This is a genomic window from Actinobacillus equuli (assembly GCF_900636745.1).
Classification (GTDB): Bacteria; Pseudomonadota; Gammaproteobacteria; order Enterobacterales; family Pasteurellaceae; genus Actinobacillus; species Actinobacillus equuli.
Genome location: NZ_LR134310.1, coordinates 377970 through 404731 on the forward strand (window position 1 = coordinate 377970; position 26762 = coordinate 404731).

The 26762-nt window shown below is 41.0% G+C and carries 24 protein-coding genes; 19 read left to right on the top strand and 5 right to left on the bottom strand.

All coding sequences use genetic code 11. The features are described from left to right. Positions 1-57 precede the first annotated feature (57 nt). Positions 58-1008 carry a bile acid:sodium symporter family protein gene (locus tag EL121_RS01685; RefSeq protein WP_039197196.1) on the bottom strand — a complete coding sequence of 317 codons (951 nt, stop codon included), beginning with the start codon at positions 1006-1008 and terminating at the stop codon, positions 58-60. Positions 1009-1169: 161 nt separating this feature from the next. Between EL121_RS01685 and EL121_RS01690 the strand changes: the two genes are divergently transcribed. After that, positions 1170-1982 carry a 5'-nucleotidase, lipoprotein e(P4) family gene (locus EL121_RS01690; RefSeq protein ID WP_039197198.1) on the top strand — a complete coding sequence of 271 codons (813 nt, stop codon included), beginning with the start codon at positions 1170-1172 and terminating at the stop codon, positions 1980-1982. Positions 1983-2054: 72 nt separating this feature from the next. On the opposite strand, the gene EL121_RS01695 is transcribed toward EL121_RS01690, so the two are convergent. Further along, positions 2055-2276 carry a YgjV family protein gene (locus EL121_RS01695; RefSeq protein WP_039197201.1) on the bottom strand — a complete coding sequence of 74 codons (222 nt, stop codon included), beginning with the start codon at positions 2274-2276 and terminating at the stop codon, positions 2055-2057. 119 nt (positions 2277-2395) lie between these two features. Then, a complete protein-coding gene (folA, locus tag EL121_RS01700) occupies positions 2396-2890 on the bottom strand; it encodes a type 3 dihydrofolate reductase (RefSeq protein WP_039197203.1) in 495 nt (164 codons plus the stop codon). 124 nt (positions 2891-3014) lie between these two features. Between folA and proB the strand changes: the two genes are divergently transcribed. The 6 genes from proB to EL121_RS01730 all read left to right on the top strand — a co-directional run bounded on the left by proB (position 3015) and on the right by EL121_RS01730 (position 10665). Beyond that, a complete protein-coding gene (gene proB / locus EL121_RS01705) occupies positions 3015-4106 on the top strand; it encodes a glutamate 5-kinase (protein WP_039197204.1) in 1092 nt (363 codons plus the stop codon). 64 nt (positions 4107-4170) lie between these two features. Continuing rightward, positions 4171-4941, top strand: coding sequence for a TSUP family transporter (locus tag EL121_RS01710; RefSeq protein WP_039197206.1), 771 nt, complete (start codon positions 4171-4173; stop codon positions 4939-4941). Beyond that, positions 4938-5570 carry an endonuclease III gene (gene nth / locus EL121_RS01715; RefSeq protein ID WP_039197209.1) on the top strand — a complete coding sequence of 211 codons (633 nt, stop codon included), beginning with the start codon at positions 4938-4940 and terminating at the stop codon, positions 5568-5570. The genes EL121_RS01710 and nth overlap by 4 nt, the downstream gene beginning before the upstream one ends. A 178-nt stretch (positions 5571-5748) precedes the next feature. Further along, positions 5749-7053, top strand: coding sequence for an acetyl-CoA C-acyltransferase (locus EL121_RS01720; RefSeq protein ID WP_039197210.1), 1305 nt, complete (start codon positions 5749-5751; stop codon positions 7051-7053). 10 nt (positions 7054-7063) lie between these two features. Beyond that, complete coding sequence (locus EL121_RS01725) at positions 7064-9184, top strand: 3-hydroxyacyl-CoA dehydrogenase NAD-binding domain-containing protein (protein ID WP_039197212.1); 2121 nt, start codon at positions 7064-7066, stop codon at positions 9182-9184. 59 nt (positions 9185-9243) lie between these two features. Next, positions 9244-10665 carry a YdgA family protein gene (locus EL121_RS01730; protein ID WP_039197214.1) on the top strand — a complete coding sequence of 474 codons (1422 nt, stop codon included), beginning with the start codon at positions 9244-9246 and terminating at the stop codon, positions 10663-10665. Positions 10666-10741: 76 nt separating this feature from the next. Here the strand turns inward: EL121_RS01730 and EL121_RS01735 are convergent, their stop codons facing one another. Both EL121_RS01735 and fdhD read right to left on the bottom strand, forming a co-directional pair. Further along, on the bottom strand, positions 10742-11674 hold the full coding sequence (locus tag EL121_RS01735; RefSeq protein WP_039197216.1) for an AEC family transporter: 933 nt from the start codon (positions 11672-11674) through the stop codon (positions 10742-10744). Between the two features lies 1 nt (position 11675). Continuing rightward, positions 11676-12482, bottom strand: a complete 807-nt coding sequence (gene fdhD / locus EL121_RS01740) for a formate dehydrogenase accessory sulfurtransferase FdhD (protein ID WP_039197218.1) — start codon at positions 12480-12482, stop codon at positions 11676-11678. A gap of 417 nt (positions 12483-12899) precedes the next feature. On the opposite strand from fdhD, the gene fdnG reads away from it, so the two are divergent. The 12 genes from fdnG to EL121_RS01805 all read left to right on the top strand — a co-directional run bounded on the left by fdnG (position 12900) and on the right by EL121_RS01805 (position 26754). Then, the gene (fdnG, locus tag EL121_RS01750) at positions 12900-15965 is read left to right on the top strand and encodes a formate dehydrogenase-N subunit alpha (RefSeq protein ID WP_156112313.1); all 3066 of its coding nucleotides are present in this window, start codon (positions 12900-12902) and stop codon (positions 15963-15965) included. Next, a complete protein-coding gene (fdxH, locus tag EL121_RS01755; protein ID WP_039197222.1) occupies positions 15965-16864 on the top strand; it encodes a formate dehydrogenase subunit beta in 900 nt (299 codons plus the stop codon). Before fdnG ends, fdxH begins: the two co-directional genes overlap by 1 nt. Beyond that, the gene (locus EL121_RS01760; RefSeq protein WP_039197224.1) at positions 16857-17522 is read left to right on the top strand and encodes a formate dehydrogenase subunit gamma; all 666 of its coding nucleotides are present in this window, start codon (positions 16857-16859) and stop codon (positions 17520-17522) included. The genes fdxH and EL121_RS01760 overlap by 8 nt, the downstream gene beginning before the upstream one ends. 125 nt (positions 17523-17647) lie before the next feature. Continuing rightward, on the top strand, positions 17648-18565 hold the full coding sequence (gene fdhE / locus EL121_RS01765) for a formate dehydrogenase accessory protein FdhE (protein ID WP_039197227.1): 918 nt from the start codon (positions 17648-17650) through the stop codon (positions 18563-18565). 182 nt (positions 18566-18747) lie between these two features. Continuing rightward, entirely contained in the window at positions 18748-21387 is a 2640-nt protein-coding gene (gene ppc / locus EL121_RS01770; RefSeq protein WP_039197229.1) for a phosphoenolpyruvate carboxylase, read from the top strand. Between the two features lie 161 nt (positions 21388-21548). After that, the gene (gene lptC / locus EL121_RS01775) at positions 21549-22172 is read left to right on the top strand and encodes an LPS export ABC transporter periplasmic protein LptC (RefSeq protein ID WP_039199024.1); all 624 of its coding nucleotides are present in this window, start codon (positions 21549-21551) and stop codon (positions 22170-22172) included. Continuing rightward, positions 22169-22675 (top strand): lipopolysaccharide transport periplasmic protein LptA, encoded by a 507-nt coding sequence (gene lptA, locus EL121_RS01780; protein ID WP_039197231.1) that lies wholly within the window; start codon positions 22169-22171, stop codon positions 22673-22675. Before lptC ends, lptA begins: the two co-directional genes overlap by 4 nt. 12 nt (positions 22676-22687) lie before the next feature. After that, positions 22688-23413, top strand: coding sequence for an LPS export ABC transporter ATP-binding protein (gene lptB, locus EL121_RS01785; protein ID WP_014991785.1), 726 nt, complete (start codon positions 22688-22690; stop codon positions 23411-23413). Between the two features lie 54 nt (positions 23414-23467). Then, positions 23468-23983, top strand: coding sequence for a PTS sugar transporter subunit IIA (locus EL121_RS01790; RefSeq protein WP_039197233.1), 516 nt, complete (start codon positions 23468-23470; stop codon positions 23981-23983). A gap of 18 nt (positions 23984-24001) precedes the next feature. After that, a complete protein-coding gene (gene rapZ / locus EL121_RS01795) occupies positions 24002-24868 on the top strand; it encodes an RNase adapter RapZ (protein ID WP_039197235.1) in 867 nt (288 codons plus the stop codon). Positions 24869-24955: 87 nt separating this feature from the next. Next, positions 24956-26137 (top strand): FAD-dependent monooxygenase, encoded by a 1182-nt coding sequence (locus EL121_RS01800; RefSeq protein ID WP_039197237.1) that lies wholly within the window; start codon positions 24956-24958, stop codon positions 26135-26137. A gap of 137 nt (positions 26138-26274) precedes the next feature. After that, complete coding sequence (locus EL121_RS01805) at positions 26275-26754, top strand: hypothetical protein (protein WP_039197239.1); 480 nt, start codon at positions 26275-26277, stop codon at positions 26752-26754. Positions 26755-26762 lie beyond the last annotated feature (8 nt).

A 26762-nucleotide genomic window follows, 5' to 3' on the forward strand; every position in this document is an offset into this window, starting at 1 on the left:
CGAAATTTGCTTCTTTTTTACAAATTTCGACCGCTTTCAATTCTCTCAAACGCTAGCCTATTCCTTGCTATCCGACTGATTTTTCATTGCGGCAAAAATCATTGCTAATATTGGGCCTGAAATATTATGCCAAAAGCTAAATACGGCGCTTGGTACGGCAATCAGCGGATTGACTTTAAAATGCAATGCGGCAAGCGCAGCCCCCAAACCTGAATTTTGCATTCCTACCTCAATTGCTATCGTTTTACTATCAGCAATCGGTAATTTAAATACACGTCCGATTAAATATCCAATCAAATAACCTAAGCCATTGTGTAATACTACCACTAAGAAAATTAACAAGCCCGATTCAATAATTCGATCTTTACTTACCGACACAACCGCCGTCACAATCATCACAATGGCGAATACCGAAATTAACGGCATGGTTTGGCTAAATTGTTCAATTTTTTGCTTAAAGATCGAACGAATCACTACGCCAATAAAAATAGGTAACAACACCATTTTTAATACCGAAACAAACATCGCACCCGCATCAATCTCTAACCATTCGCTTGCAAAAATATAAAATACCGCTGGGGTAAGTAATGGTGCTAATAATGTCGAAACCGTGGTACACGCTACAGACAATGCGGTATTACCTTTTGCTAAGTAAGTCATCACATTTGACGAAGTGCCGCCGGGGCAAGAGCCGACCAAAATCACACCGATCGCTAAATCTGGCGGAAGTTGAAACGCTTTTGCTAAAACAAAAGCGATACTCGGCATCACGACAAATTGGGCAATTACACCTAAAATCGCCGCTTTCGGATTTTTAGTGACTTCCGCAAAATCTTTAAAGGTAAGCGTTAAACCCATACCTAACATCACAATCCCTAATAAATAAGGAATCCAAGGGACAAACTGTTTAAACGTATCGGGAAATTGTGCTGCAATAATCGCAAAAAACACGACCCAGATGGCAAAAGTTTTACTGACAAATTGTGTTATTTTCAAAAGAGCATTCATGTTGTGTCCTTAATTTGTTATTGATTTAGATTAAAAGAGTAACAGGCTAACGTACTTTTTTACAAAAGTGAATAGACAAAAATCAGGTTTATTTGTACTCTTTGGGCGCTTTGGCTGTAATTTCCAAAGCAGTGAAAGGAACAACACTAAAGGAGAACATAATGAAATTAGTTAAATTAACTGCAATCACTGTAGCGTCAATTTTTGCCTTGACCGGTTGTCATCACCATGCACAAAAGCATGATGAAATGATCTTGCAAGAACAAGCGACATTAGGGATTAACTGGATGCAACAATCAGGCGAATACCAAGCACTCGCTCATCAAGCGTTTAATATGGCAAAAATTGCGTTTGATAATGCAAAAGTAACGAAAGGTAAGAAAAAAGCCGTTGTTGTTGACCTTGACGAAACCATGGTTGATAACAGTCCTTACGCCGGCTGGCAAGTAAAAAATCATAAATCATTTGACGGCGAAAGCTGGACTCGTTGGGTAAATGCACGTCAAACTCAAGCGATTGCCGGTGCTGTTGAATTTAATAACTATGTAAACAGCCACAAAGGTACAATTTTCTACGTATCAAACCGCAAAGATGGCGGTGAAAAAGCAGCGACTATCGATGATATGAAAGAATTAGGTTTCACCGGTGTAAGCGAGCACACACTATTCCTCAAAAAAGACAAATCGAACAAAACACCTCGTTTTGAAGAAATTGAAAAACAAGGTTATGAAATCGTGCTTTACCTAGGCGATAACTTAAATGATTTCGGTGATGCGACCTACAAAAAATCAAATGCGGAACGCCGTGACTTTGTAAGCGCAAACAAAGAAAAATTTGGTAAACAATTTATCGTATTACCAAACCCGAACTACGGCGACTGGGAAGGTGGTTTAGATAAAAACTATTATAAAGGCGATGCGAAAAGCCGTTTAGACATCCGTCACAATGCAATTAAAGCATGGGATGGTAAATAATTGATAAAAATAGACCGCTTATCGAGGCTTTCTGATAAGCGGTCTTTTATTTTGAGTTATTTTATCAAGCCATTATGCTTTTTCACGCATATATTTAATAAAGAAATAAAGATTAGTACAGGTAACAAAAAAGTTTAAACCCGCCACAGGTAAAGAGCCAATCATCAGCCCGTAAATCGTGAAGCAAGCACAACCTATTGCGTTAACTAAACGTAACTTAATTACATCTTTTAATAAAAAAGATACGCCCACTAAAAACATCGCAAAATAGCCGAATAACTCTACATAATCCATAAGAACCTCCTAAAATTAATATCTGCATATTATTTTAATCAGTCTTATTTTGTTTGTGTTTAACTTTAAAAAAAGCAAAGGATTGCGTTCACATTTTTATGTTTTAATTGACGATAAAATCAGCAACCACTACGTTCCAGTAACATAAAACGGCATTGATAAGGGTTTTGTTCATCAACTTCAGACCATTGTTCCTGTTTTAACTGCCAATGTTCTTCATCAAATTCAAAAAACGTATCCCCTTCAATCTCCGCTTGTATTTCGGTTAAATAAAGTTTGTTTGCAAACGGAAGTGTTTGTTTAAAAAGCTCGCCGCCGCCAATCACCATAATTTCTTCCACATTTGCAAAAGTTTTGGTTAATTCGACCGCTTGTTCAAAATTAGTCGCCACATAAGCGCCTTCTACTGAAAAGCCGGAACGAGATAAAATAATATTAGGACGTTTAGGTAGTAAGCGACCGATAGATTCGTAAGTTTTACGCCCCATAATCACCGGCTTGCCCACTGTATTTTGACGAAACCACGCCAAATCAACCGGTAAATGCCACGGCATTTGATTATCCTTACCAATCACGTGATTCTTTGTACGTGCCACAATTAAACTAATTTCCATTGATTTTCTGCCCTTATGCCTTTTAGTTTGATTTAAGTTGAAATTAATGGTGATTTTAACAAACAAAAGTGCTACTTTTCATATAATTCTTTTTTTCTTTAGACAACCTACCGAAATACAGCTTATGAGCAAGACTATTGTTATCAAATTTGGGACGAGTACCCTTACGCACGGCGGCAAAAGTTTAAGTCGTCCTTATATGTTAGAGTTAGTTAAACAAATCGCTCAACTGCATCAGCACCACCGCGTTATCGTGGTCACTTCCGGCGCTGCTGCGGCAGGACGTGATTACCTCGGTCATCCGGAGCTTCCCAAAACGCTTGCTTATAAACAGATGTTAGCAGCGGTCGGACAAAGCCAACTGATTCGGACTTGGGAAAATTTATTCGATATCTATGGCATTCATATCGGGCAAATTCTATTAACACGTGCCGATATTGACGATCGTGAACGTTTCTTAAATGCTCGAGATACGCTAAATGCGCTGTTAGAACAAAAAATCATCCCGGTCATCAATGAAAATGACACCGTGGCAACCGAAGAATTTAAAGTGGGCGATAATGATAACTTATCCGCTTTGGTGGCGATTCTTGCACACGCCGACCAACTCTATTTATTAACCGACCAAGAAGGGCTTTTTAGTGCCGACCCACGCAAAGATCCGAATGCGACATTACTTTCTGTCATTGAAAGAATTACCCCGGAAATTCGTCAAATTGCCGGTGGAAGTTCAACCGGGCTTGGTACCGGTGGTATGAGTACCAAAATTACCGCTGCCGATATCGCTACCCGTTCGGGTGTGGAAACGATTATTGCTTCCGGCTCACGTGAAAACGTGTTAGTGGATTTAGCTAATGATGTGGCGATCGGTAGTAAATTTTTAGTGCAATCCGACCGCTTAGAAGGCAGAAAACAGTGGTTATTTGCCGCCCCTCAAGTAGGTACATTAACGGTCGATAAAGGTGCGGAAGCCGCATTATTACAGCATAAATCTCTCTTGCCTGTCGGTGTGTCGAATATAAATGGCGTGTTTAGCCGTGGTGAAGTGGTAAAAATCTTCAATCAAGAAGGCAAAGCGCTGGCGCTTGGCTTAGTTCGTTACAGTAGCGAAGCGCTAGAACGGATTAAAGGCAAGAAATCAGCTGAAATCGAATCATTATTAGGCTATGAATTCGGTTCAGTTGCCGTACATATAGATGAAATGGTGATTTATTAACAAACAAGCGGTTGATTTTGCGAAAAATTTTGCAAATTTAACCGCTTGCAGATAAGGATAGAAAATGGAATTAGGATTAGATGTTTTTACAATCTTATTTACTGTAGCAACCATAGCCGGTTTTATTGATGCTATCGCCGGCGGTGGCGGCTTGCTGACAATTCCGGCACTACTGGCTGTCGGCGTTCCGCCTGCCATGGCACTAGGAACCAATAAACTGCAGGCTTGCGGCGGTTCATTTTCTGCCTCTCTTTATTTTGTGCGCAAAAAAGCAGTCGATGTCAAACAGATTTTCCTATTGATCTTATTGACTTTTATTGGTGCCGCTTGCGGTACAATCTTCGTGCAAACCATTGATGTGAACGCACTAAAAGCATTATTACCCTTCTTAGTGCTGATTATCGGTATTTATTTTTTATTTAGCCCAAGTATCGGTGATGAAGATCGAAAACAACGCATCAGCCTACCACTGTTTGCCTTTACGGCAGCTGCCGGTGTTGGTTTTTATGACGGAATGTTTGGGCCGGCGACCGGTTCGTTTTTCACCCTTGCATTTATTTTGTTACTTGGCTTTAATTTACCGAAAGCGGTGGCTCACGCCAAAGTATTAAATTTTACCTCTAACTTTGCCTCATTGATTTTCTTTATTCTAGGCGGTGCCGTATTATGGAAAATCGGTCTTATCATGATGGTAGGACAATTTATCGGCGGTACACTCGGGGCAAGAATGGTGGTGACCAAAGGCAAAAAATTAGTGCGTCCAATGTTAGTCACTATGTCATTTATAATGGTAGCAAAAATGCTCTATGATCAAGGCTTATTAAACTTTCTATGAACCAAGCAAAACGAATTGAAATTTTAACTCGTTTACGTAACGAAAACCCACACCCAACCACCGAACTTAACTACAGCAATCCGTTTGAATTACTGATTGCTGTCATTCTTTCTGCGCAAGCGACCGATAAAGGTGTGAATAAAGCCACTGATAAACTGTTTCCGGTGGCAAACACGCCGCAAGCTATTTTAGATTTAGGTGTTGACGGGCTAAAAGAATATATTAAAACCATCGGGCTTTTTAATAGCAAAGCGGAAAACATTATTAAAACCTGCCGTGATTTAATTGAAAAACATCACGGTGAAGTACCAGAAAATCGTGAAGCGCTTGAAGCATTGGCGGGTGTAGGACGAAAAACCGCAAATGTAGTACTGAATACTGCTTTCGGGCACCCGACCATTGCGGTGGATACGCATATTTTCCGCGTATCCAATCGTACCGGTTTTGCTCCGGGTAAAGACGTAGTAAAAGTCGAAGAAAAATTACTGAAAGTAGTGCCTGCCGAATTCAAGGTAGATGTACACCACTGGTTGATTTTACACGGACGTTATACCTGTATTGCACGCAAACCTCGTTGCGGTTCTTGCATCATCGAAGATTTGTGCGAATACAAAGACAAAACGGAATAATCCTTACTAAGACAAGCGGTCGAATTTCGGCATTTTTTTACCAAGTCTATGCTAATCCGACCGTTCTCCTTCTCTCTAGCGCTGCTCCTATCTTTTTCAATCTATATTTCTTTTCTGCTTAACGGTGCTACAATATTACTTTTTGCAACTCAATATCCTCCCCCGATAAGGACAAATAATGCCGAATCAGAATCTACTGACCGTTAAAGGTGAGCGTGTTGCGATTGTATCAGGACTCCGAACACCGTTTGCTCGTAAAGATACCGGTTTCAAAGATGCGTATGCAACCAGTCTTGGCACAATGGTAACCAATGAATTACTCAGCCGTACGGCGATTGAGCGAAAAGAAATCGAACAATTAGTATTTGGTCAAGTAATCCAACAACCGGATATTCCAAATCCGGCACGTGAAATTGCGATTGCGCTCAATATGCCGCATTTACAATCTTACAGTATCAGTAGTTCTTGCTTATCAGGTTTACAAGCGATCGCCAATGTTGCAGGCAGTATTGTCAGCGGATCAATATCTGCGGGTATTGCCGGTGGTGCCGATTCGATTTCTAATGCACCGTTAAGCATTAGCCCTCGGGTTCTTTATAATTTCAAATCTATTTTTGCTGCCGAAACGCTAGACGAAAAATATCGTCGTTTCCGTCAGTTCTCTTGGCGCGATTTCAAACCTCACAGCGTGAATTTGAAAGACTTCACCACTCAAATGTCGGTAGCGGAAGTCTCGGAACAAATGGCACAAGACTACAAAATTAGCCGAGAAGATCAGGACGAATACGCCCGTCTTTCCAACCAAAAAGCGGCGGATGCGTGGAAAATCGGTTTATTAAAAGAAGAAGTCATGCCTTCTTTCCCACACCCTTATAAAGATTTTGTGGTTTCGGACACCTTAGTTTCCGCTGCAACCCGTTCTCGTCATTACCAACGTTTCTCACCCTTGGTAAATAAAGACTATGCCACCGTTACCGAAGCGAATATGCCACAACCGGTCGATGGTGCAGCGGCAGTTTTACTGATGAATGAAAGCAAAGCGAAAAATTTAGGGCTCACTCCGCTTGGTTATATCCGCAGTTATGCCATTACCGGTAATGATATTTGGCAAGATATGTTTGCCGGCGCAACCATTGCCAGCGCCCAAGCGCTCGACCGTGCGGAACTTCAATTACAAGATATGAGCTTTATTGATATTCATGAATCTTCAGCAAGCCAAATGCTCGCCAATATTCAATTTTTTGAGTCGAATGAATTTGCAAAAAAATACCTAAATCGAACCTCTTGTTTGGGCAAAATTGAGCTGAATAAGCTCAATCATTTAGGTGGTTCCATTGCGTTTGGTAACCCTCGTGCAGTAACCAGTTTACGAACAATTATTCAATCGCTTTACGCATTAAAACGCCAAGGCGGCGGCTTAGCGTTAGTCGCTTCCAGTGGTTTAGGTGGCTTAGGTGCCGCAATGGTTTTAGAAAGTGAATAAGGGAAATACGATGATTGAACAACAAGAACAAACACCGGTGTTTCAAGTAGAAATTGATGATAACCGTATTGCGATTATTCGTATTCAAACTTTAGATAATGATGCTAACTGGTTACCGGAAAACTTTGTCAGCGAACTACGCAGCGTTATCGGCAGTATCATTTATCAGCAAGCTCAAGGCGTGATTTTTATCTCTGCTCGTGCCCACAACTTTATTCAGGGCTTCAAGCCGAGCATTCTAAAAGAGAAAACGGCGGAACAGCTAAGAATATTCTCGCAAGAAGCGCAGGCGGTCATGCGCGAAATTAATACGCTAAGAATGCCGGTGATCGCCGCAATTGACGGCAATTGTTTCGGCTTAGGCTTAGAATTGGCATTGGCGTGTGATTATCGTTTGGCAACGGATGAAAATTACACACAATTTGCGATGCCGCAAGTGCGTTCCGGCTTATTGCCGTTTGCCGGCGGTACACAACGTTTACCTCGTTTAATCGGCTTACAAAATGCCACCCCACTGTTGCTCTTTGGGCATAAAATCAATGCCGAACAAGCGAAGAAGTTTGCGTTAGTGGATAAACTCGTGCCGGCGACTCGACTTTTTGATACCGCATATCAAATGTTATTAAATAACAAAGTGCAAAAAGTCGATCATAAACGACCGCTTACGTTATTCAAAAAATGGCGTAAACAATTAGAAGGAAATACCCTTTTCCGCCATAAATTTCTCGATCGCATCGAAAATTTGGTATGGCTAAAAACCTTTGGCAACTACCCTGCGGTTGCTCGTCTGATCGAATTACTGAAAGAGCCACATTTCAAGGCCGGGTTAACCCTAGAACAACATGCATTCGCTGAGTTATTTCATACCGAAACCTCAAAAGTTTTGATTGATTTGAAAAAAACCGAACGCGCGATGAAAGATAAATATCGCATTCGTGGTGATGTAAGAGATGTATTACAAGTGAGTGTGCTTGGTTCTGGGTATATGGGCGCTGGTATTGCTTATTTAACTGCAAATAATGCGCAAGTACCGGTACGAATTAAAGACATTCATCCTTCGGAGATCCGTAAAGCACTACGTACCTGCTACGAATTGATGCGCAATGAAGTGGATAAAAATCAGCTCAATCCGGGGCAAATGATTCAGCGAATGAACCTAATTACCGGCGGCGAGCGCCTTGTTGCGGCAAAATCGACCGATTTTATTATTGAAGCCGTGTATGAAGATCTCAAACTGAAACAGCGAATGTTACAAGAAAGCGAAGCCTATTATGACGAGCACGCGATTTTTGCGACTAATACTTCAACTTTTGCAATCCGAGATATCGCTTCGGTCGCTAAGCGTCCGGAAAATGTGATTGGTTTCCACTACTTTAGCCCGGTGGCGAAGCAAAAAATGGTTGAAATCGTGCCGCATGAAGGTACTTGTGAACATACGATCGCTACAGCGATTCACTTTGCGATTCAGCAAGGAAAAGTGCCGTTATTAGTGGCAGATAAACAAGGCTTCTTTATTAACCGCATTTTAACGCCGTTCTTATTAGAAGCGATTCAATGTTTGGTAGATGGCGAATCCATTGAGTTTATCGACCGTTCATTACAAGAATTCGGTTTCCATTTAGGCCCGTTAGCGGTTATTGATGAAATGGGTTTAGATGTGATTGCCAAATCAAACCCTGCTCTGGTTCGTGAATTGGGCAGACGTTTTAGTTTGCCGGAAAGTGTCGATTTACTGATTCGCAATGAACGTAAAGGCTGTAAGAATAAACGCGGCTTTTATATGTATGATTCTAAAGGCGAACGTTTGCAAGAGGATAAAAGTATTTATCATGTGATGGAAACCATCGCTCGTAATGATTTGGAATCCGAGCAAATTGCACGCCGCTGTATTTTACGTATGATTAATGAAGCGGCTTGGTGTTTGCAAGATAATGTTATTCAGTCTATTGATGAAGGTAATGTAGCTTCCGTACTTGGTGCCGGTTTCCCAGAATTTAGAGGCGGCATTTACGCCTATATGGACAAAATCGGTGCTAAAGAAATCGTTAAGCAATTACGTCAGCATGCTAAACAATACGGTACTCGTTTTGAACCTTGCGAATGGCTGATACAACAGGCTGAACAAGCTTAATCTTTTCAAAAAAGGGATAATAACTTCAATTATCCCAAAATCTATAAAGGAAATAATTAATGAAAAAATCAACCCTTGCGATTTCTGTGGTGGCTGCATTAGCTGCAATTACTAGTGGCGGTGCGTGGTATACCGGTAACCAAATTGAGCAGCGTTATCCGGAACTGCTTGAGCAAGTAAATACCGGTTTAAAGGGCTTAAAAGCTTATAACATTCACGCCGATATCAGCGATGTTAAACTCACAAAAGGTATCTTTAGTTCAGAAGTTCAATATAACGTCAATGTTAAAACGGATAACAACAGTTTTACCCTTAACGGTAACGACACTGTTTACCATGGTCCGCTTCCGTTAAACCGTTTAGTGAAAGGTAATCTGATGCCGATGTTACTAAGCGGCGAAACGCATATTTCTGCCGTGGGCAACCAGCTTAAAAGCTATTTTGCAGGTAATGATGTTCTTTCAGCGACAACGGATATTCATTACAGTAGTAATGTGGCAGGCAATGCAACGCTTAATCCGTTTAAATCGGAGAATATTGAAAGCTCAAAAATCTATTTTGAAGGTGATTATACCGGTTTTGGTAAACAGCATTTGAATGTTGAATTACTGAAAATAAAAAATAATGGTGAAAGTAAAGGAGCGTTTGAATTATCCGGCTTACATTACGATGCGAATTACACGCAAGATAAACAATACCCTGAGTTAAAAGGCTTAGGCGATTATCAAGCAGCCATTAAAAAATTCACCTTTATTAACGAAAAAAATGAGAGCGTTAATTTAAATGAACTCGCTTCTAAAGGACATAGTGAAATTAAAAACGATCGTTTAGTCAGTTTGGGTGATCTCACATTTAATGCAGATTGGGCGGCTGAAGCTAAAACAGCTGATTTAGGGAAGGTTAACGCTGATATCCGAATGGATCTTGACGCAAAATCATTTAATGAATTGACTTTACTTTCAAATAAATTAGAAAGTGAATCGCCTGAAATCCAAAATCAGTTACAAGCAGCAGTAACAGCCCTCCTTACCAAAGCACCTAAATTAAAGGTGAACGAAATTTCGATTCAAAATGCGAAAGGTAAAAATAGTTTCTCACTTAATTTAGATTTGGATAAATTCGATATTGCACAAATCTCACAAGCGAAATCTATCGAAGATACGCTTAAAATCTTTAAGCCGTCTAATTTGGAGGTAAATTTAAATTTAGCGGCAAGTGAAGAAATGGCAAAACAGTGGTTAACCATTGCGCCTGATGCAAATTATGTCGGTACACCGGAAGAAAATGCCAAACTGCGTATTCAAGAATTAACCAATAGTGCAAAATATTCAGGTATTGCCACTGTGGACGCTGAGAATATTAAACTGGCATTAAAAATTGAGAATGGCAAAGTAAACTTAAATGGTAGAGAGGTTTCGGAATCCGAACTACAATTGGCACTGTGGGCAATTATGCTCGGTGCGAGCGGCTTAGGTCACTAGTCATTCATTAAACAAGCGGTCTGTTTTGGTAGAAAATTTGCAAAATTCTTACTAAAACAGACCGCTTGCTTTTGCCTTAAAGCCATTGATATAAGGCGATAATCAATGGCATAGTGAACACGCAAAGTAAAGTAGTTACGCCATAAATCGCACTGGCTTTTCTTGCGTCTTGATTATACACCACCGCCATTTGCGTTACGGTTGCCGCCGAAGGGCTGGTGGTTGCCAAAAAGCTAATCATCGCAATGGTTGCACCGTTTTCCGCTATCCAGCTACCAAAGTCGAATACTTTCACAATCACCAATAAAATCAGCGGAATAAAAATCAAGCGAAGAAACGAAACCAAATAAATACGCTTATCCGCCATAATCTCTTTGACCGGAATCGACGCAATTAACATCCCTGCCACTAACATCGCCATCGGTCCGATCATATCGCCGAGCCAAGCTAATGTTCCCGCAATTACGTTAGGTAATTTAATTTGTAACAGGAACAACAGCATACCGATAATGATCGCAATAATATTGATATTGGTAAAAATCTTTTTCAGCGACACTTCGCCCTTACCGCACAATAACATGCGTAAATGCGACCAAAACAAGAAATTTTGTACCACCATAAAACCGGTGGCGTAAATCACCCATTCATTGCCAAATAACGAAGCGACCAACGGAATAATCAAATTGCCTGAATTGGAATAAATAGCGGTGGCATGTTCCAAATTACTTAATTTAAAAATCGGCTTTAATATTTTACCAATCAAGATCAGCAGACCGCTCAGCAAAATCGCCATACCGAAAGACAAATATAAGCCGTGTAAAATAGCGTCCGAATATTCGATTTGAAAAGCGGTAATCAGCATAGAAGGGCTAATGATATACAACCCGATAACCGAAATCGGATAACTTTGTTCCGAAGTCAGCAATTTCAGCTTCACCAATAAATAACCGAGTAACACAATAATGGTTAACTGAGTGATTTTCTCGGCTAACAATAAAGCGATATCCATATTAGGCTTTCTCCAATAATAAGCGTTTCTCACCGGAATATACGGTCGCTTTTCCTTTGCGAGTAAAAGCACTCAAAGTGAAATCATGTGCTTGCGCAATCTCAACCGCTAATGCTGTTGTTGCGGAAATGGCACACAACATTTCGATACCGACCGCCAAACATTTCTGTACCATTTCAAAACTGGCACGACTGGTTACAAACACAAAACCAAGTGGCTTACCGGCTTTCGCATACCAACCGATAAGTTTATCCAGCGCCACGTGTCTGCCGACATCTTCTCGAATTGCAAGCAATTCCCCTTGCGGAGAAAAGAATGCCGCTGCGTGGCTTGCACCGGTTTGTTGTGCCAACTGTTGCGCTTGTTCAAGTTGTTGCAAGCAATCATCGAATACCTGTGGATTTACGGCTTGCAAGCGGTCATTTTTTTGCAAAAATTTGCAACTTTGGCTGACTTGTTCCAACTGCTCGACCCCACAAATCCCACAGCCGGTTCTGCCGGTCATTGAACGGCGCTTTTCTTTCAGCGCCACAAATTGGCGAGTAGTGATCTCCATTTGTACTTCGATACCGTTGCACTGCTCAATCACATCCAACCCATATAATTCTTGTTTATCGGTTAAAATGCCTTCCGCTAATGAAAAACCTAACGCAAAATCTTCCAAATCTTGCGGCGTCGTCATCATCACTGCATGAGAAATCCCGTTATACACTAATGCAACCGGCACTTCACAAATAAGATTTTCTTCAAGCTCAGTAGTAAAAGATTGTTGTAATCTCACCGCTTGTTTTTGTATTGTTATATCCATGATTTATTCCAAATAATATTCCCGCAAATATTTTTTACCTTTATTCTACAATTTTTTCCTACCCGGCAATATAAAAGTTTCCTGTCTATATTTCTGTCAGAAAATAAAAATCACTTGCATTAAATAACATTTTTTTAACAAAAATCCACTTTTTGCTTGCATTTTATATTTATTTTGTTAAAAATTTGTAAAACTCATAATGCTCAACGACATTTAAATCCTGCTAGTATTCCACTAAATATTTAAGCTATATCAAACTAACTGCAAATAGTGCTAGTTTTACTTACGATTGGGTATGGCTTATTATAAATAAAGGTCAATAATAGCTTCACTTTAAATGCAGTATGCAATTAGAGCTTTTCAAATTATTTACATTAATTCTTTATGAATGTTTTGTTTTTTTAAGTAGGAGTGATTATGCAGGTCTCTAGACGTAAGTTCTTTAAGATCTGTGCAGGTGGTATGGCGGGCACATCCGCAGCAATGCTAGGCTTTGCGCCGGCAACTGCATTAGCTGCCCCTCGTGAATATAAACTTTTACGAGCCAAAGAAACCCGTCAAACTTGCACTTATTGCGCCGTAGGTTGTGGAATGCTGATGTACAGCATGGGTGACGGTGCAATGAATTCACGTGGTAAATTATTCCATGTTGAAGGTGACCCAGATCATCCGGTAAGCCGTGGGGCGTTATGTCCTAAAGGTGCGGGTGTTTTAGACTATGTAAATAGCCCTAATCGTTTACAATATCCGGAATATCGTGCACCGGGTTCAGATAAATGGGAACGAATTTCTTGGCACGATGCTATTCATAAAATCGCAAAACTTCTAAAAGAAGACCGCGATGCAAACTTCCAAGCAACCAACGAAGCCGGTACCCCGGTAAACCGTTGGCTCACCACAGGTATGTTATGCGCTTCTGCCGCAAGTAATGAAACCTGTTACCTCACACATAAGTGGGGACGTTCTCTCGGTATGCTCTACTTAGACAACCAAGCGAGTACCTGACACGGACCAACGGTAGCAAGTCTTGCTCCAACATTTGGTCGCGGTGCCATGACAAATCACTGGGTTGATATCAAAAATGCGGACGTAGTGGTCGTAATGGGCGGTAATGCCGCTGAAGCGCACCCTGTCGGTTTCCGCTGGGCAATCGAAGCGAAAAAACAAAACGGTGCGAAGTTAATGGTGGTTGACCCACGCTTTAACCGTACGGCATCTGTTGCGGATTTCTATACGCCGATTCGTTCGGGTACCGATATCGCAATGCTATTAGGTGTGATCCGTTACTTGTTAGCGAACGATAAAATTCAACACGAATACGTTAAACACTATACCAACGCAAGTTTCTTAGTAAACGAAGGCTTCAAATTCGAAGACGGTTTATTCTCCGGCTACGATGCGGAAACTCGTCAATATGATAAATCAACATGGTCTTATCAGCTTGATGAAAACGGTCAGCCGAAACGTGATTTAACATTCCAAGATCCTCGTTGTGTCATTAACTTATTAAAAGCACACGTTGAACGTTATACCCCGGAAATGGTTGAACGTATCTGCGGTACGAAGCAAAAAGCCTTCTTAGAATTTGCAGAAACCATTGCTTCAACTTCAACGCCGGAACGTACGACAACTTTCTTATACGCATTAGGTTGGACGCAACACTCGGTCGGTTCACAAAACATTCGCTCAATGGCGATGATTCAGTTACTGCTCGGTAACATCGGTATGGCCGGTGGCGGGGTGAATGCGTTACGCGGACACTCAAACGTTCAAGGTTCTACGGATATGGGCTTGTTCCCGTCAATGTTGACCGGTTATATGCCGCTTCCGACTGAAAACGATACGTCATTAGACGCATTCTTAGCGCGTATCACACCGAAAACAACGGTTGAAGGTCAGGTAAACTATTGGCAAAACACACCGAAATTCTTAGTCAGCTTGCTCAAATCGTTCTATGGCGATAAAGCAACCGCAGAAAATGAATACGGTTTCCATAATTTACCAAAACAATTACCGAAGAAACTCGACCCGATGCAATACATCAATATGATGGTAGAGGGAAAAGTTAACGGTTATATCTGTCAAGGTTATAACCCGATTGCGTCTTATCCGGATTCAAATAAAGTCCGTAAAGGCTTAAGCAAGCTGAAATTCTTAGTCATTTTAGACCCGTTAGAAACAGATACATCTAACTTCTGGCAAAACCACGGTGAGATGAATGATGTAAACCCTGCAGACATTCAAACGGAAGTATTCCGCTTACCGACTATCTGTTTTGCGGAAGAAGATGGTTCGATCGCAAACTCAGGTCGTTGGTTACAATGGCACTGGAAAGCGGCCGAACCACCAAAAGAAGCAAAACCGGACGTAGATATTCTGGCGGAAATTCGTGAAGTGATGTTAGAAATGTATCATCACGAAGGTGGTAAATCGATCGAAACGATTGAAGCGATGAGTTGGGATTACGCCAACCCGGCTGAACCGAAGGCGGATGAGTTAGCCAAAGAAATTAACGGCTACGCATTAGAAGACATCGTTGACCCGACAAGCGGTCAAATTTTAGTGAAAAAAGGCGAATTACTTTCTTCATTTGCACAGTTGCGTAATGACGGTACGACCGCTTCAGGTAACTGGATTTACACCGGTCAATGGACACCGAAAGGCAACCAAATGGCAAACCGTGATAACTCTGACCCGTCAGGTTTAGGTAATACGTTAGGTTGGGCATTTGCATGGCCGGCAAACCGTCGTATCGTTTATAACCGTGCGAGTGCGGATCCATCCGGTAAACCGTGGAACCCGAAACGCCAGCTTGTAAAATGGAATGGTAAAAACTGGAACTATATTGACGTGGCAGACTTCGGCTCTGCACCACCGAATAGTAACGTGAGTCCGTTTATTATGCAGCCGGAAGGGGTAAGCCGCTTATTTGCAATCGATAAATTGGTTGATGGTCCGTTCCCTGAACATTACGAACCAATTGAAAGCCCAATCGGAACGAACCCGCTTCATCCGAATGTGGTACAAAACCCGGTAGTACGCATTTTAGATAGCGATAAAGCAAGTTTCGGCACGGCGGATGAATTCCCTTATGTCGGTACAACGTATCGTTTAACGGAACATTTCCACTTCTGGACGAAACAATCTATGTTAAATGTGATTGCCCAACCGGATCCGTTTGTGGAAATCGGTGAAGCGCTTGCACAAGAGAAAGGCATTGTGAACGGCGATACGGTCAAAGTGAGCTCAAAACGTGGCTTTATTAAGGCAAAAGCTGTGGTCACAAAACGTGTGCGTTCTGTACAAGCGGACGGAAAAACTATTCATACCGTAGGTATTCCAATCCACGGAGGCTTTGCAACCGTCGGTAAAAAAGGTTACTTAGCGAATAGTTTAACCGGTCGTGTGGGTGATGCAAATACGCAAACCCCAGAGTATAAAACGTTCTTGGTCAATATTGAGAAAGTTACGGAGGTAGCATAATGTCGGTCGTTCAAGAACAAAACATTATTAAAGTCTCCGCCACCTCATTCGTTACACCGCCGCCACAGGCTCGTAGCCATGTTGTGGAAGTAGCAAAACTGATCGATGTTTCAACCTGTATCGGTTGTAAAGCGTGTCAAGTAGGTTGTTCCGAATGGAACGACCTTCGTACCACCCCACAAGAATGTGTAGGCGTTTACGATAACCCGATTGATCTGAATGCCGAACAATGGACGGTGATGAAGTTCAATGAAGTGGAAGAAAATGACCGCTTAGAGTGGTTAATCCGTAAAGACGGTTGTATGCACTGTTCTGAACCGGGCTGTTTAAAAGCTTGTCCGGCACCGGGTGCAATCATTCAATATGCAAACGGGATTGTGGACTTCCAATCTGACAAATGTATCGGTTGCGGTTACTGTATCGCCGGTTGTCCGTTCAACATTCCTCGTATGAACGATAAAGATAACCGAGTGTATAAATGTACCCTTTGCGTCGATCGTGTTAACGTAGGTCAAGAACCGGCGTGTGTAAAAACTTGTCCGACAGGTGCAATTCGCTTCGGTTCTAAAGAAGAAATGCTTCACTACGGTGAACAACGTGTGGCGGAACTCAAAACTCGTGGTTACGAGAATGCCGGTGTTTATAACCCTGAAGGCGTGGGCGGTACGCACGTAATGTACGTATTACACCATGCCGATAAACCGGAGTTATATTCCGGCTTACCGAAAGATCCGGGCATTGACCCGACCATCACGCTTTGGAAAGACGTATTAAAACCGGTTGCCGCTATCGCAATGGGCGGTCTTGCACTTGCTGAAGTTGCACACTATGTAACGGTTGGTCCAAACGTTGAAGAAGATGTGGAAGATCATCATGAGGAAGGAGATAAACATGAGTAAGAAATTAGAGATTACGAATGATACTAAAATCGTTCGTCATAAACCGCTTGCCCGTGTGAGCCACTGGTTTTTGGTTATCGCTTTCTTCTTAACTATGTTTACCGGGGTTGCATTTTTCTTCCCTGATTTTGCATGGTTACATGAGATTCTTGGTACACCACAGCTTGCTCGTGCGTTACACCCATTTACCGGTATTGTAATGTTTATTGCATTTATCATTATGGCGCTGATCTACTGGCACCATAATATTCCGGAAAAAAATGATATTCGTTGGGCAAAAGGGATTGTCGAAGTATTAAAAGGTAACGAACACGCAGTTGCTTATAACGGCAAATACAATTTGGGTCAGAAAATGCTGTTCTGGACTCTAATTTTAGCGATGTTTACCCTATTGATTACGGGCATTATTATGTGGAGAAAATATTTCTCTGCGAATTTCTCGATTCAAACGTTACGTATCGCAATCCTACTCCACTCAGCCAGTGCATTTGCGTTATTTACCGGTATCCTAGTGCATATGTATATGGCATTCTGGGTTAAAGGCTCGATTACCGGTATGGTTGAAGGCTGGGTAACAGTTCGCTGGGCGAAAAAACACCACCCGAAATGGTTTAAAGAAGAAGTATTACCTGAAATTGAAAAACAAGTGAAGGAATAGCTAGCTTCTAAAATGACTTAAAGTGCGGTAACTTACCGCACTTTATTTTTGAATACTTGATTTTTAAATACTTGCTAAGTTTCTTTTTTAAGGGCATTTAGCAAGATTTAACCTGAGAAAATAATATGAGCATCCGAATTTTACCTGAAAACGAAATCAAACAAGCGGCAAATTCGTTTCAAAACCCACCGCTACTGTTTGCCAATCCAAAGAATCTCTATTTTCGCCGAGCAAAGCGTTTAAGAGAACTTGCAGAGAATAATCCGTTTGGTGATTACTTAGAATTTGCGGCGAATCTTTCTGAGGTGCAATTAGATTTATTGGAGAGCCATCCTATTGCAAATTATTCGGAAAAATTGACCGCTTGTGTTCAAACTTCAAGTGGTCAAAAGCCATTGAATGCCAAAACCTTCCAACGCAGCAGTGAATGGCGTGAGTTATTATTAGCTTTAATTGATAAGTTTAAGCCTTATGCAAATGACACCATGTTGGCTACAATTGAGTTGCTCGAAAAATCTTCGAGTTCCGAATTAGAAGCTTTTGCTGATGATTTACTTAACGAACGTTTTGAAACGATTGGTGCAGATAAAGCGGTTTTCCTATGGGCAGCTTTATCACTTTACTGGACGCAACTTGCCCAACAATTACCTCGTAATACCCGAACCGAAGTCGGTGAACGCCATACTTGTCCGGTATGTGATTCTGCACCGGTGGCAAGTGTGGTACATTTTGGCGACACCCAAGGACTTCGCTATTTACATTGCGCATTATGCGAAAGCGAATGGAATATGACTCGCTCACAATGTTCTGTCTGCGACCAAAGCGGCAAATTGGATTATTGGAGCATTGATAGCGTAGATGCAGCGGTTAAAGCTGAAAGTTGTGGCGATTGTGAAAGCTATTTAAAAGTGCTTTATCAAGAAAAAGATCCGCACGTAGAGCCGGTTGCTGATGATTTAGGCACACTGATTTTAGATGCGGAAATGGAACACAAAGGGCTGGCTCGCAGTGGCTTGAATCCATTCTTATTCCAAGTGGAATAACCATTCTTTTTGCAAAAAAGTGGTCAAATTTGACCGCTTTTTTACCTCTCTGATTTATATGCATTCGATTAATTTGAGTTTCGTCATTATTTCACAAAATTAATTAATTCTTTATTGCTATTTTCACTATTTTTAGGTATATCTACCCTTAGTTAAATTTATGCAATACATAGGAAAAAATTATGAATCAGCCATACTCCGCTATGCGTAACAACATCCATATGCTTGGTGATTTTTTAGGTGAAACTATTCGTGAAGCCCAAGGTAATGACATCTTAGAATTAATTGAAAGTATTCGTGTGCTTTCAAAAAATTCTCGTGCCGGCGATGAAAAAGCACGCGAACAATTACTAGATAAATTGGCGAATATCTCAACTGAAAATGTGCTACCTGTTGCGCGTGCATTTAGCCAATTCTTAAACCTCACCAATATTGCTGAACAATATCAAACCATCTCACGTCATCATCAAGATGCTTCATTAGGTAACCGTTCATTAGGTGCTTTATTTGCTCGTTTAAAAGCACAAAATACACCGGTTGAGACCGTCATAAAAACCGTTGAGAAATTATTGGTTGAATTGGTGTTAACCGCACACCCAACCGAAGTTACCCGCCGTTCATTAGTACATAAACACGTTGAAATCAATAAATGTTTGGGCCAATTAGAACATGATGATTTAACCGATGCGGAACAAACCAAACTTAAACGCCGTTTAATGCAATTGATTGCGCTTGCATGGCATACCAATGAGATCCGTGCGGCTCGCCCGACACCGGTTGATGAAGCTAAATGGGGCATGGCAATTATTGAAAACAGCTTATGGAAAGCCGTACCTGATTTCTGCCGTGAACTGAATTTCCAATTAGAAAAACATTTTGGTGTACAACATGACGTAGCGCTTGCTCCGGTACGCTTCTCTTCTTGGATGGGCGGTGACCGCGACGGTAACCCGTTTGTTACCTCGGAAGTGACACGCAAAGTGTTACACATGAACCGTTGGAAAGCAGCGGAATTATTTTTAAATGATATCAGTGATTTAGCCGAAGAGCTTTCCATTGTACAGTGTACGCCTGAATTCCGTGCAAAATACGGTGATCATGTTGAACCGTATCGTGTTGTGGTTAAAGGATTACGTGCAAAATTACAGAAAACTCTCACTTACTTTGGCGAGCTTATTGAAGGCAAAGTAACCACGATTGATCCAAGTGAAATTATCACTTGTGACAATGACTTATGGGAACCGCTCTATGACTGCTACCGGTCATTACACGCTTGCGGTATGCGTATTATTGCAAACGGTGGTTTATTAGACTGCTTACGTCGTATTCGTTGCTTCGGCTTAGGCTTATCTCGTCTAGATATTCGCCAAGAAAGTACCCGCCACGAAATGGCAATTTCCGAAATCACTCGCTATATCGGTTTAGGCGATTATGCGCAATGGACGGAAGATGACAAACAAGCATTCTTAGTGCGTGAATTAAGTTCTCGCCGTCCTTTAGTGCCGACCAACTGGACGCCAAGCCCTGAAACACAAGAAATTTTAGATACCTGTAAAGTTGTTGCACAACAACCTGAAGGCACGATTTCCGCTTATGTTATTTCTATGGCGCGTGAAGCTTCTGACGTGTTAGCGGTACATTTATTATTGAAAGAAGCCGGTTGTAAATATACCGTACCGGTTGCGCCGCTATTCGAAACGTTAGATGATTTGGATCATAGTGAAAAAGTGATGACCGATTTATTTAATATAGGTTGGTATCGTGGTGTGATCAACAATTACCAAATGGTGATGATCGGCTATTCAGACTCGGCTAAAGATGCCGGTATGTTAGCGGCAAGTTGGGCGCAATATCGTTCACAAGAAGCATTAGTCAATTTAGCGGAAAAATATAATATCGAATTAGTGTTATTCCACGGTCGTGGCGGTACGGTTGGTCGTGGAGGTGCGCCGGCACATGCCGCATTATTATCACAACCGCCTCGCTCATTAAAATCCGGTTTACGTGTAACCGAACAGGGCGAAATGATTCGCTTCAAACTCGGTTTACCAGCCGTTGCGGTAGAAACGTTAAATCTCTATGCAAGTGCAATTTTAGAGGCTAACTTATTACCGCCGCCGGAACCAAAACAAGCATGGCGAGATATTATGGATAAAGGTTCGGATATTTCATGTGAAATTTATCGCGGCGTTGTTCGCGGAGAGCCGGATTTTGTCCCGTATTTCCGCAGTGCAACACCAGAACAAGAACTATCAAAACTTCCGCTAGGTTCTCGTCCGGCAAAACGTAATCCGAACGGTGGTGTAGAAAGCTTACGTGCAATTCCATGGATTTTCGCTTGGATGCAAAACCGCCTTATGTTACCGGCTTGGCTTGGTGCGGGTGCAGCACTACGCCAGATGATTGAACAAGGCGATGAAGCAACCCTTAAAGAAATGTGTAAAGAATGGCCGTTCTTCTCTACCCGTATCGGTATGCTGGAAATGGTATTCTCAAAAGCGGATTTATGGCTTGCCGAACATTACGACCAACGTTTGGTAGCAAAAGAATTACACCGCTTGGGTAAAGAGCTTCGCGCGCAATTATCGGCGGATATTCAAACCGTGCTGACCTTAGCACATGACGGTCAGTTGATGGCGGATTTACCTTGGATTGCAGAATCTATCGCATTACGTAACGTTTATACCGACCCGCTTAACTTATTACAAGTCGAGTTATTACAACGTTTACGTAGCCAAGGCGATACACCTGATCCGGCTTTAGAACAAGCACTGATGATTACCATTACAGGCATTGCCGCAGGTATGCGTAACACCGGTTAATTGCAAAAAATCAGTAAAAAAAGACCGCTTAGTTAACTACAAGCGGTCTTTTTTTGAATTTATTTTACCGATTCGCCTTAAAATTCTTTTCATTCGCTTGCTATATCCATTCCAAAATTTATGTTATCATCTCAAATTGTTTTTACTCGATTTTTATTTATATGAATATTCGCCTAAACATCATTCTACTTGTTATTGCTGCCGCTTTAGGTGGTTGGTATATGAGCCAACAAACGCCTGAAACAAACGGTTTAGATCAATTAATCAAGAAAGAAGGTAACCCTGATTATACCGGGAATAAAATGACTACTTCGGTTTATGATCTAAAAGGCAACCCTCAATATTTTGCTCAAGCCGATGAAATCAAACGTTATGAATCAAGCGAAAGAACGGAATTTTTAAATCCTTTTGTTGACTTATTTGATGCACAAACAGCACTCAAACAATGGAAGGTAAGCGCAAAGCATGCTGAAATTACGAAAGAAAAAATGCTGAATTTATCCGGTGACGTTAAAATTGAAGCGCTTGATCCCACCTCTCGCCTACAGCGAGTAGAAACCGACAAATTAACCGTTGATTTAAACACCCAAGATATTTTTACTGAAAGCGAGGTAAAATCCGTAGGTTTGGGCTTTACCACCAGCGGTGTCGGCTTAAAAGGTAATTTAAAACAGCAAGTCGCTACTCTCACTAAAAACGTAAAAACTTATATTGAACCCACTGTTATAAGACAGTCTAACGAAAAAGAAAAATCAGAGACACAATCTCCTAAGGACGTACAATGAAACTTGTCATGAAATCTGTTGTTCTTACCACTCTTCTTGGTGTAAGTATCTCAGCATACGCACTCAAAGGCGATACAGACCAACCAATCAATATTGATTCGGGCAGCCAGTCTCTCGATATGAATAGTAATGTGGTTGTTTTTACCGATAATGTTGTCATTACTCAAGGTTCAATTAAAGTTACTGCGAATCAAGTAACAATTGTACGTCAAGAAGGTAAAAAAGAAACACTTGACGCGACAGGTTCACCGGTGACTTTCCAACAAACGCTTGATGACGGTAAACCGGTTAACGGTAAAGGTAATAGTGTTCACTATGATTTAAATTCAGAATTTCTGACTTTAGTCGGTAATGCGGAATTAAAACAACAAGGTAGTTTTATCAAAGCAAGTAAAATTACTTATGATGTGAAAAAACAACAACTAAAAGCAAGCAGCGGAAATAAATCACGCGTAAGAACCGTGCTTATTCCGAACGAATTAAACAAGAACAAGAAAAACTAGTAGGTAATATCCATGCCAACGCTTTATGCAGAACATTTAGCAAAAAGCTATAAAAACCGCCAAGTCGTAAAAGATGTAAGCCTGAATGTCAAAGCAGGAGAAATTGTCGGTCTTTTAGGTCCGAACGGGGCTGGTAAGACGACCACTTTCTATATGGTCGTAGGTCTTGTACGTCATGATCAGGGTAAAATAAGAATTGATGATGAAGATATTAGCGTACTTCCGATGCATGACCGTGCAAAACAAGGAATCGGCTATTTACCGCAAGAAGCATCGATCTTTCGCCGTTTAAGCGTATATGACAACCTCATGGCGGTTCTCCAAGTTCGTAAAGACTTAAACAACCAACAACGCAAAGCACGAGCGGAAGAATTGATAAATGAATTCCATATTTCTCATATTCGCGATAGCTTAGGACAATCGTTATCCGGTGGTGAACGTCGTCGTGTTGAAATTGCACGAGCGCTTGCAGCAAATCCGCAATTCATCTTATTAGATGAGCCTTTTGCCGGTGTAGACCCGATTTCCGTGATTGATATTAAAAAAATCATTGTTAATTTAAAAGAACGCGGTTTAGGCGTATTAATCACCGACCATAACGTGCGTGAAACATTAGACGTATGTGAGCGTGCTTATATCGTAGGTAGCGGACAAATGATTGCTAGCGGTACTCCGGCTGAAGTATTAAATAACCCTGATGTAAAACGCGTTTACTTAGGTGATCAATTTAAACTGTAATCTGATGAATTGATAAGGCTGTGAATAACGCCCTATCTTTTCAGAGTAAAACATATGAAATTAACAGAATTTCTGACAATCGAAAATATTCGTCAAGGTGCTTTGATTTCGAGTAAGAAAAGAGCTCTAGAATTAGTCGGTAAAATCATCGCAGAGTCACTGAATAAAAGTTGTGGCTGTGAAGAAAATGAAGGGCTTTGTCCAATTGAATGTTTTGGCAATTTATTTAAACGAGAAAAACTTGGATCTACAAGTTTAAATCATGGGATAGCCCTGCCACATGCAAAATTACCGAATTCATCAACACTTTCTTTAGAAAAACCGATTGCCGTATTTGTTCAGCTTGAAACGCCGATTGATTACGAAGCAAATGATAATAAAGAAGTTGATTTAATTTATGCGGTTATGTTTCCTGAGGGAAGCTGTGAAAAATATAAAGATTGTTTGCACCATATTGCACAACGCCTCAGCGATAAAACATTAATAAAACAATTGCGTAGCGCAGAAAGTGCCGAAGAAATTTGGCAACTCCTTGAATACGCAGATAATCAGGTTATTGAGCAAGATTAATTGCATTAGAGGAAAGGTATGGAATTAGTGATTATAAGTGGGCGCTCCGGTTCAGGTAAATCTGTTGCGCTACGAGCTTTAGAAGATGTAGGTTATTACTGTGTAGACAACCTACCACTTCCGCTTATTCCTGAATTAGCGTCATTCTTAGCGAGCTCCGAGCGCTCTGCCGTTGTTAGCCTTGATATTCGTAACTTACCGGAAAATCCGGAACGAATCGAAGAATTACTTAACCAACTTTCACAACTCACGATCAATACAAAATTGATTTTCCTCGATTGTGAACGTAATGCGCTCATCAGACGTTACAGTGACTCCAGACGCTTACATCCCCTTTCGAATAAAGATTTGTCACTTGAAAGTGCGATTGATTTAGAAAGCGCTCTGCTTGAACCGCTTTTTCATCAAGCCAATTATATTATTGATACCACGAATATCTCTTCGCACGAATTAGCGGAGAACCTACGTAGTCTCTTACGAGGTTCAACCGATAAAGAACTGAAGATTGTATTCGAATCGTTTGGCTTTAAATACGGTCTGCCTGCCGATGCAGATTATGTTTTTGACGTGCGTTTTTTACCGAATCCGCATTGGAACCCTGAATTACGCCCACTGACTGGCCTAGAACAACCGGTTATTGATTTTTTAGAACGTCAAACAGAAGTACACAATTTTATTTACCACACACGTAATTACTTAGAAATGTGGTTGCCAATGTTGGAAAAAAATAATCGTAGTTATCTTACGATTGCTATCGGTTGTACCGGTGGAAAACACCGTTCTGTATTTGTGGCGGAACAATTAGCTAAATATTTCCAAACCAGAGGTAAAGACGTGCAAATTCGTCATCGCAGCCTCGAAAAACATCATCGTAAACCTTGCTAATCCAAGCGGTCAACTTTTCTTAGAATTTTGCAAATTTTTTAGGAAAAACGACCGCTTTTAATTTATAGATCCAATACATATCACACTATGAAATCAGCAGATATCATCATTATCGGCGGCGGTATGGTCGGACTTGCGTTGGCAGGTCTATTAAAAGATACTGGGTGCCAAATTAAGGTTATTGAAAAAAATGCTCCGACACTTAGCGACAGTTATTCAAACCGAGTAAGTGCGATTAATGCGACTAGCGAAAAAATGTTACGCCAAATCGGTGCATTTGAACGTATTGCTGCTAATCGCTTATCACCTTATCAACAAATGCGAGTATGGGAAAAAGACAGCTTTGCCCAAATTCATTTTGATAATACCCAGCCGGAAATCAAACAATTAGGTGCCGAACAGCTTGGTTTTATTATTGAAAATAATCGTATTCAAGACGCACTTTGGCAACAAGTCAGTCAACAAACCAATGCTGAAATTATGTTAGCGTCGGCACAAACTATCGGTATCAATGAGACAGGTGCATTTTTAACGCTAGATAATGGTGAAATGTTGTCGGCTAAATTAGTTGTTGCAGCAGACGGTGCCCATTCATGGCTCCGCCAACAAGCCAACATTCCGCTGACAAGTAAAGATTACCAACATACTGCATTAGTTTGTAACGTAAAAACGGCAGAACCACATCAAGTTATCGCGCGCCAAATTTTCTCACCGGATAGTATTTTGGCATTTTTACCGCTTCCCGATGAGCAATATAGCTCAATTGTTTGGTCTATGCCGCCGGAACAAGCCGAAATGTTGGTAAGTTGTGATGAAAAACAATTTAATCAAGCCTTAACCATTGCCTTTGATAATCAACTTGGTATGGTTGAATTGCAAAGTGAGCGCGCAATTTACCCGCTCGTGGCACGCTATGCACGCGATTTTGCGCAGAATCGTATTGCGCTTATCGGTGATGCGGCACATACAATCCATCCGTTAGCCGGTTTAGGGGTAAACTTAGGTTTTGCCGATGCGATAACACTTGCACAAGAAATTCAGTACCATTTAACTATTGGTCATGATATTGGCGAATATCGTCACTTACGCCGTTTTGAACGTATTCGTAAAGCCGAAGCAGTTAAATTATTGGCTGCAATGGAAAGTTTAAAACAGCTTTTTCACGGCAATAACCCACTTAAGAAATTAATTCGTGGCATTGGCTTAAGTGCAGTGAACCAAGTTCCTCAACTAAAAAAACAGCTGATTGCTCAAGCAATGAATATATAAGTTAGATGAAAAATTGTACACACAACTAGCTTATATCAGATTTTATTGAACTAGACTTTTATCTTATTGTCTATTGTCGTTACAATAGACGCCCTTTCCCAAAGGGGAACTTTAATCTTACTTTTTAAGGAATACTAATGAAAAAATTAGCAACCATTGGTGCGGTAGCACTCTTAGCATTTAGCGTAACAGCATGTAACAAAGCAGATCCTGCAGCGGATTACAAAAAATTCCAAGAATGGTACCAAGTTCAAGAGCAAACTCAAGCGACAGCACAGGCTGAATTCCAAAAACAGCTAACTGAAGTGCTAGGTAAAGCTGAAAAAGACCCTAAAGCATTAGAAGCTGTATTAAATAACTTCGCAGGAAAAGTGCAAGAAACATTAAAAAGCTTAGATGCAGTTGATGTGAAGAGCGAAGAAATTAAAGCGCTAAAAGATAAAACTAAAGCCGTTTTAGGTTTATCAAATGAAGTGCTTTCAGAGCAAGTGAAAGTAATGGCAGCACCAACAGAAGAAGCTCAACAGGCAATCCAAGCTAAAGCGGCTCAATTAAACCAAGCGGCTCAAGAACTTCAAAAATTACAAGCAGATTTAAAAGCAAAATTTGCTAAATAATTTGCTGA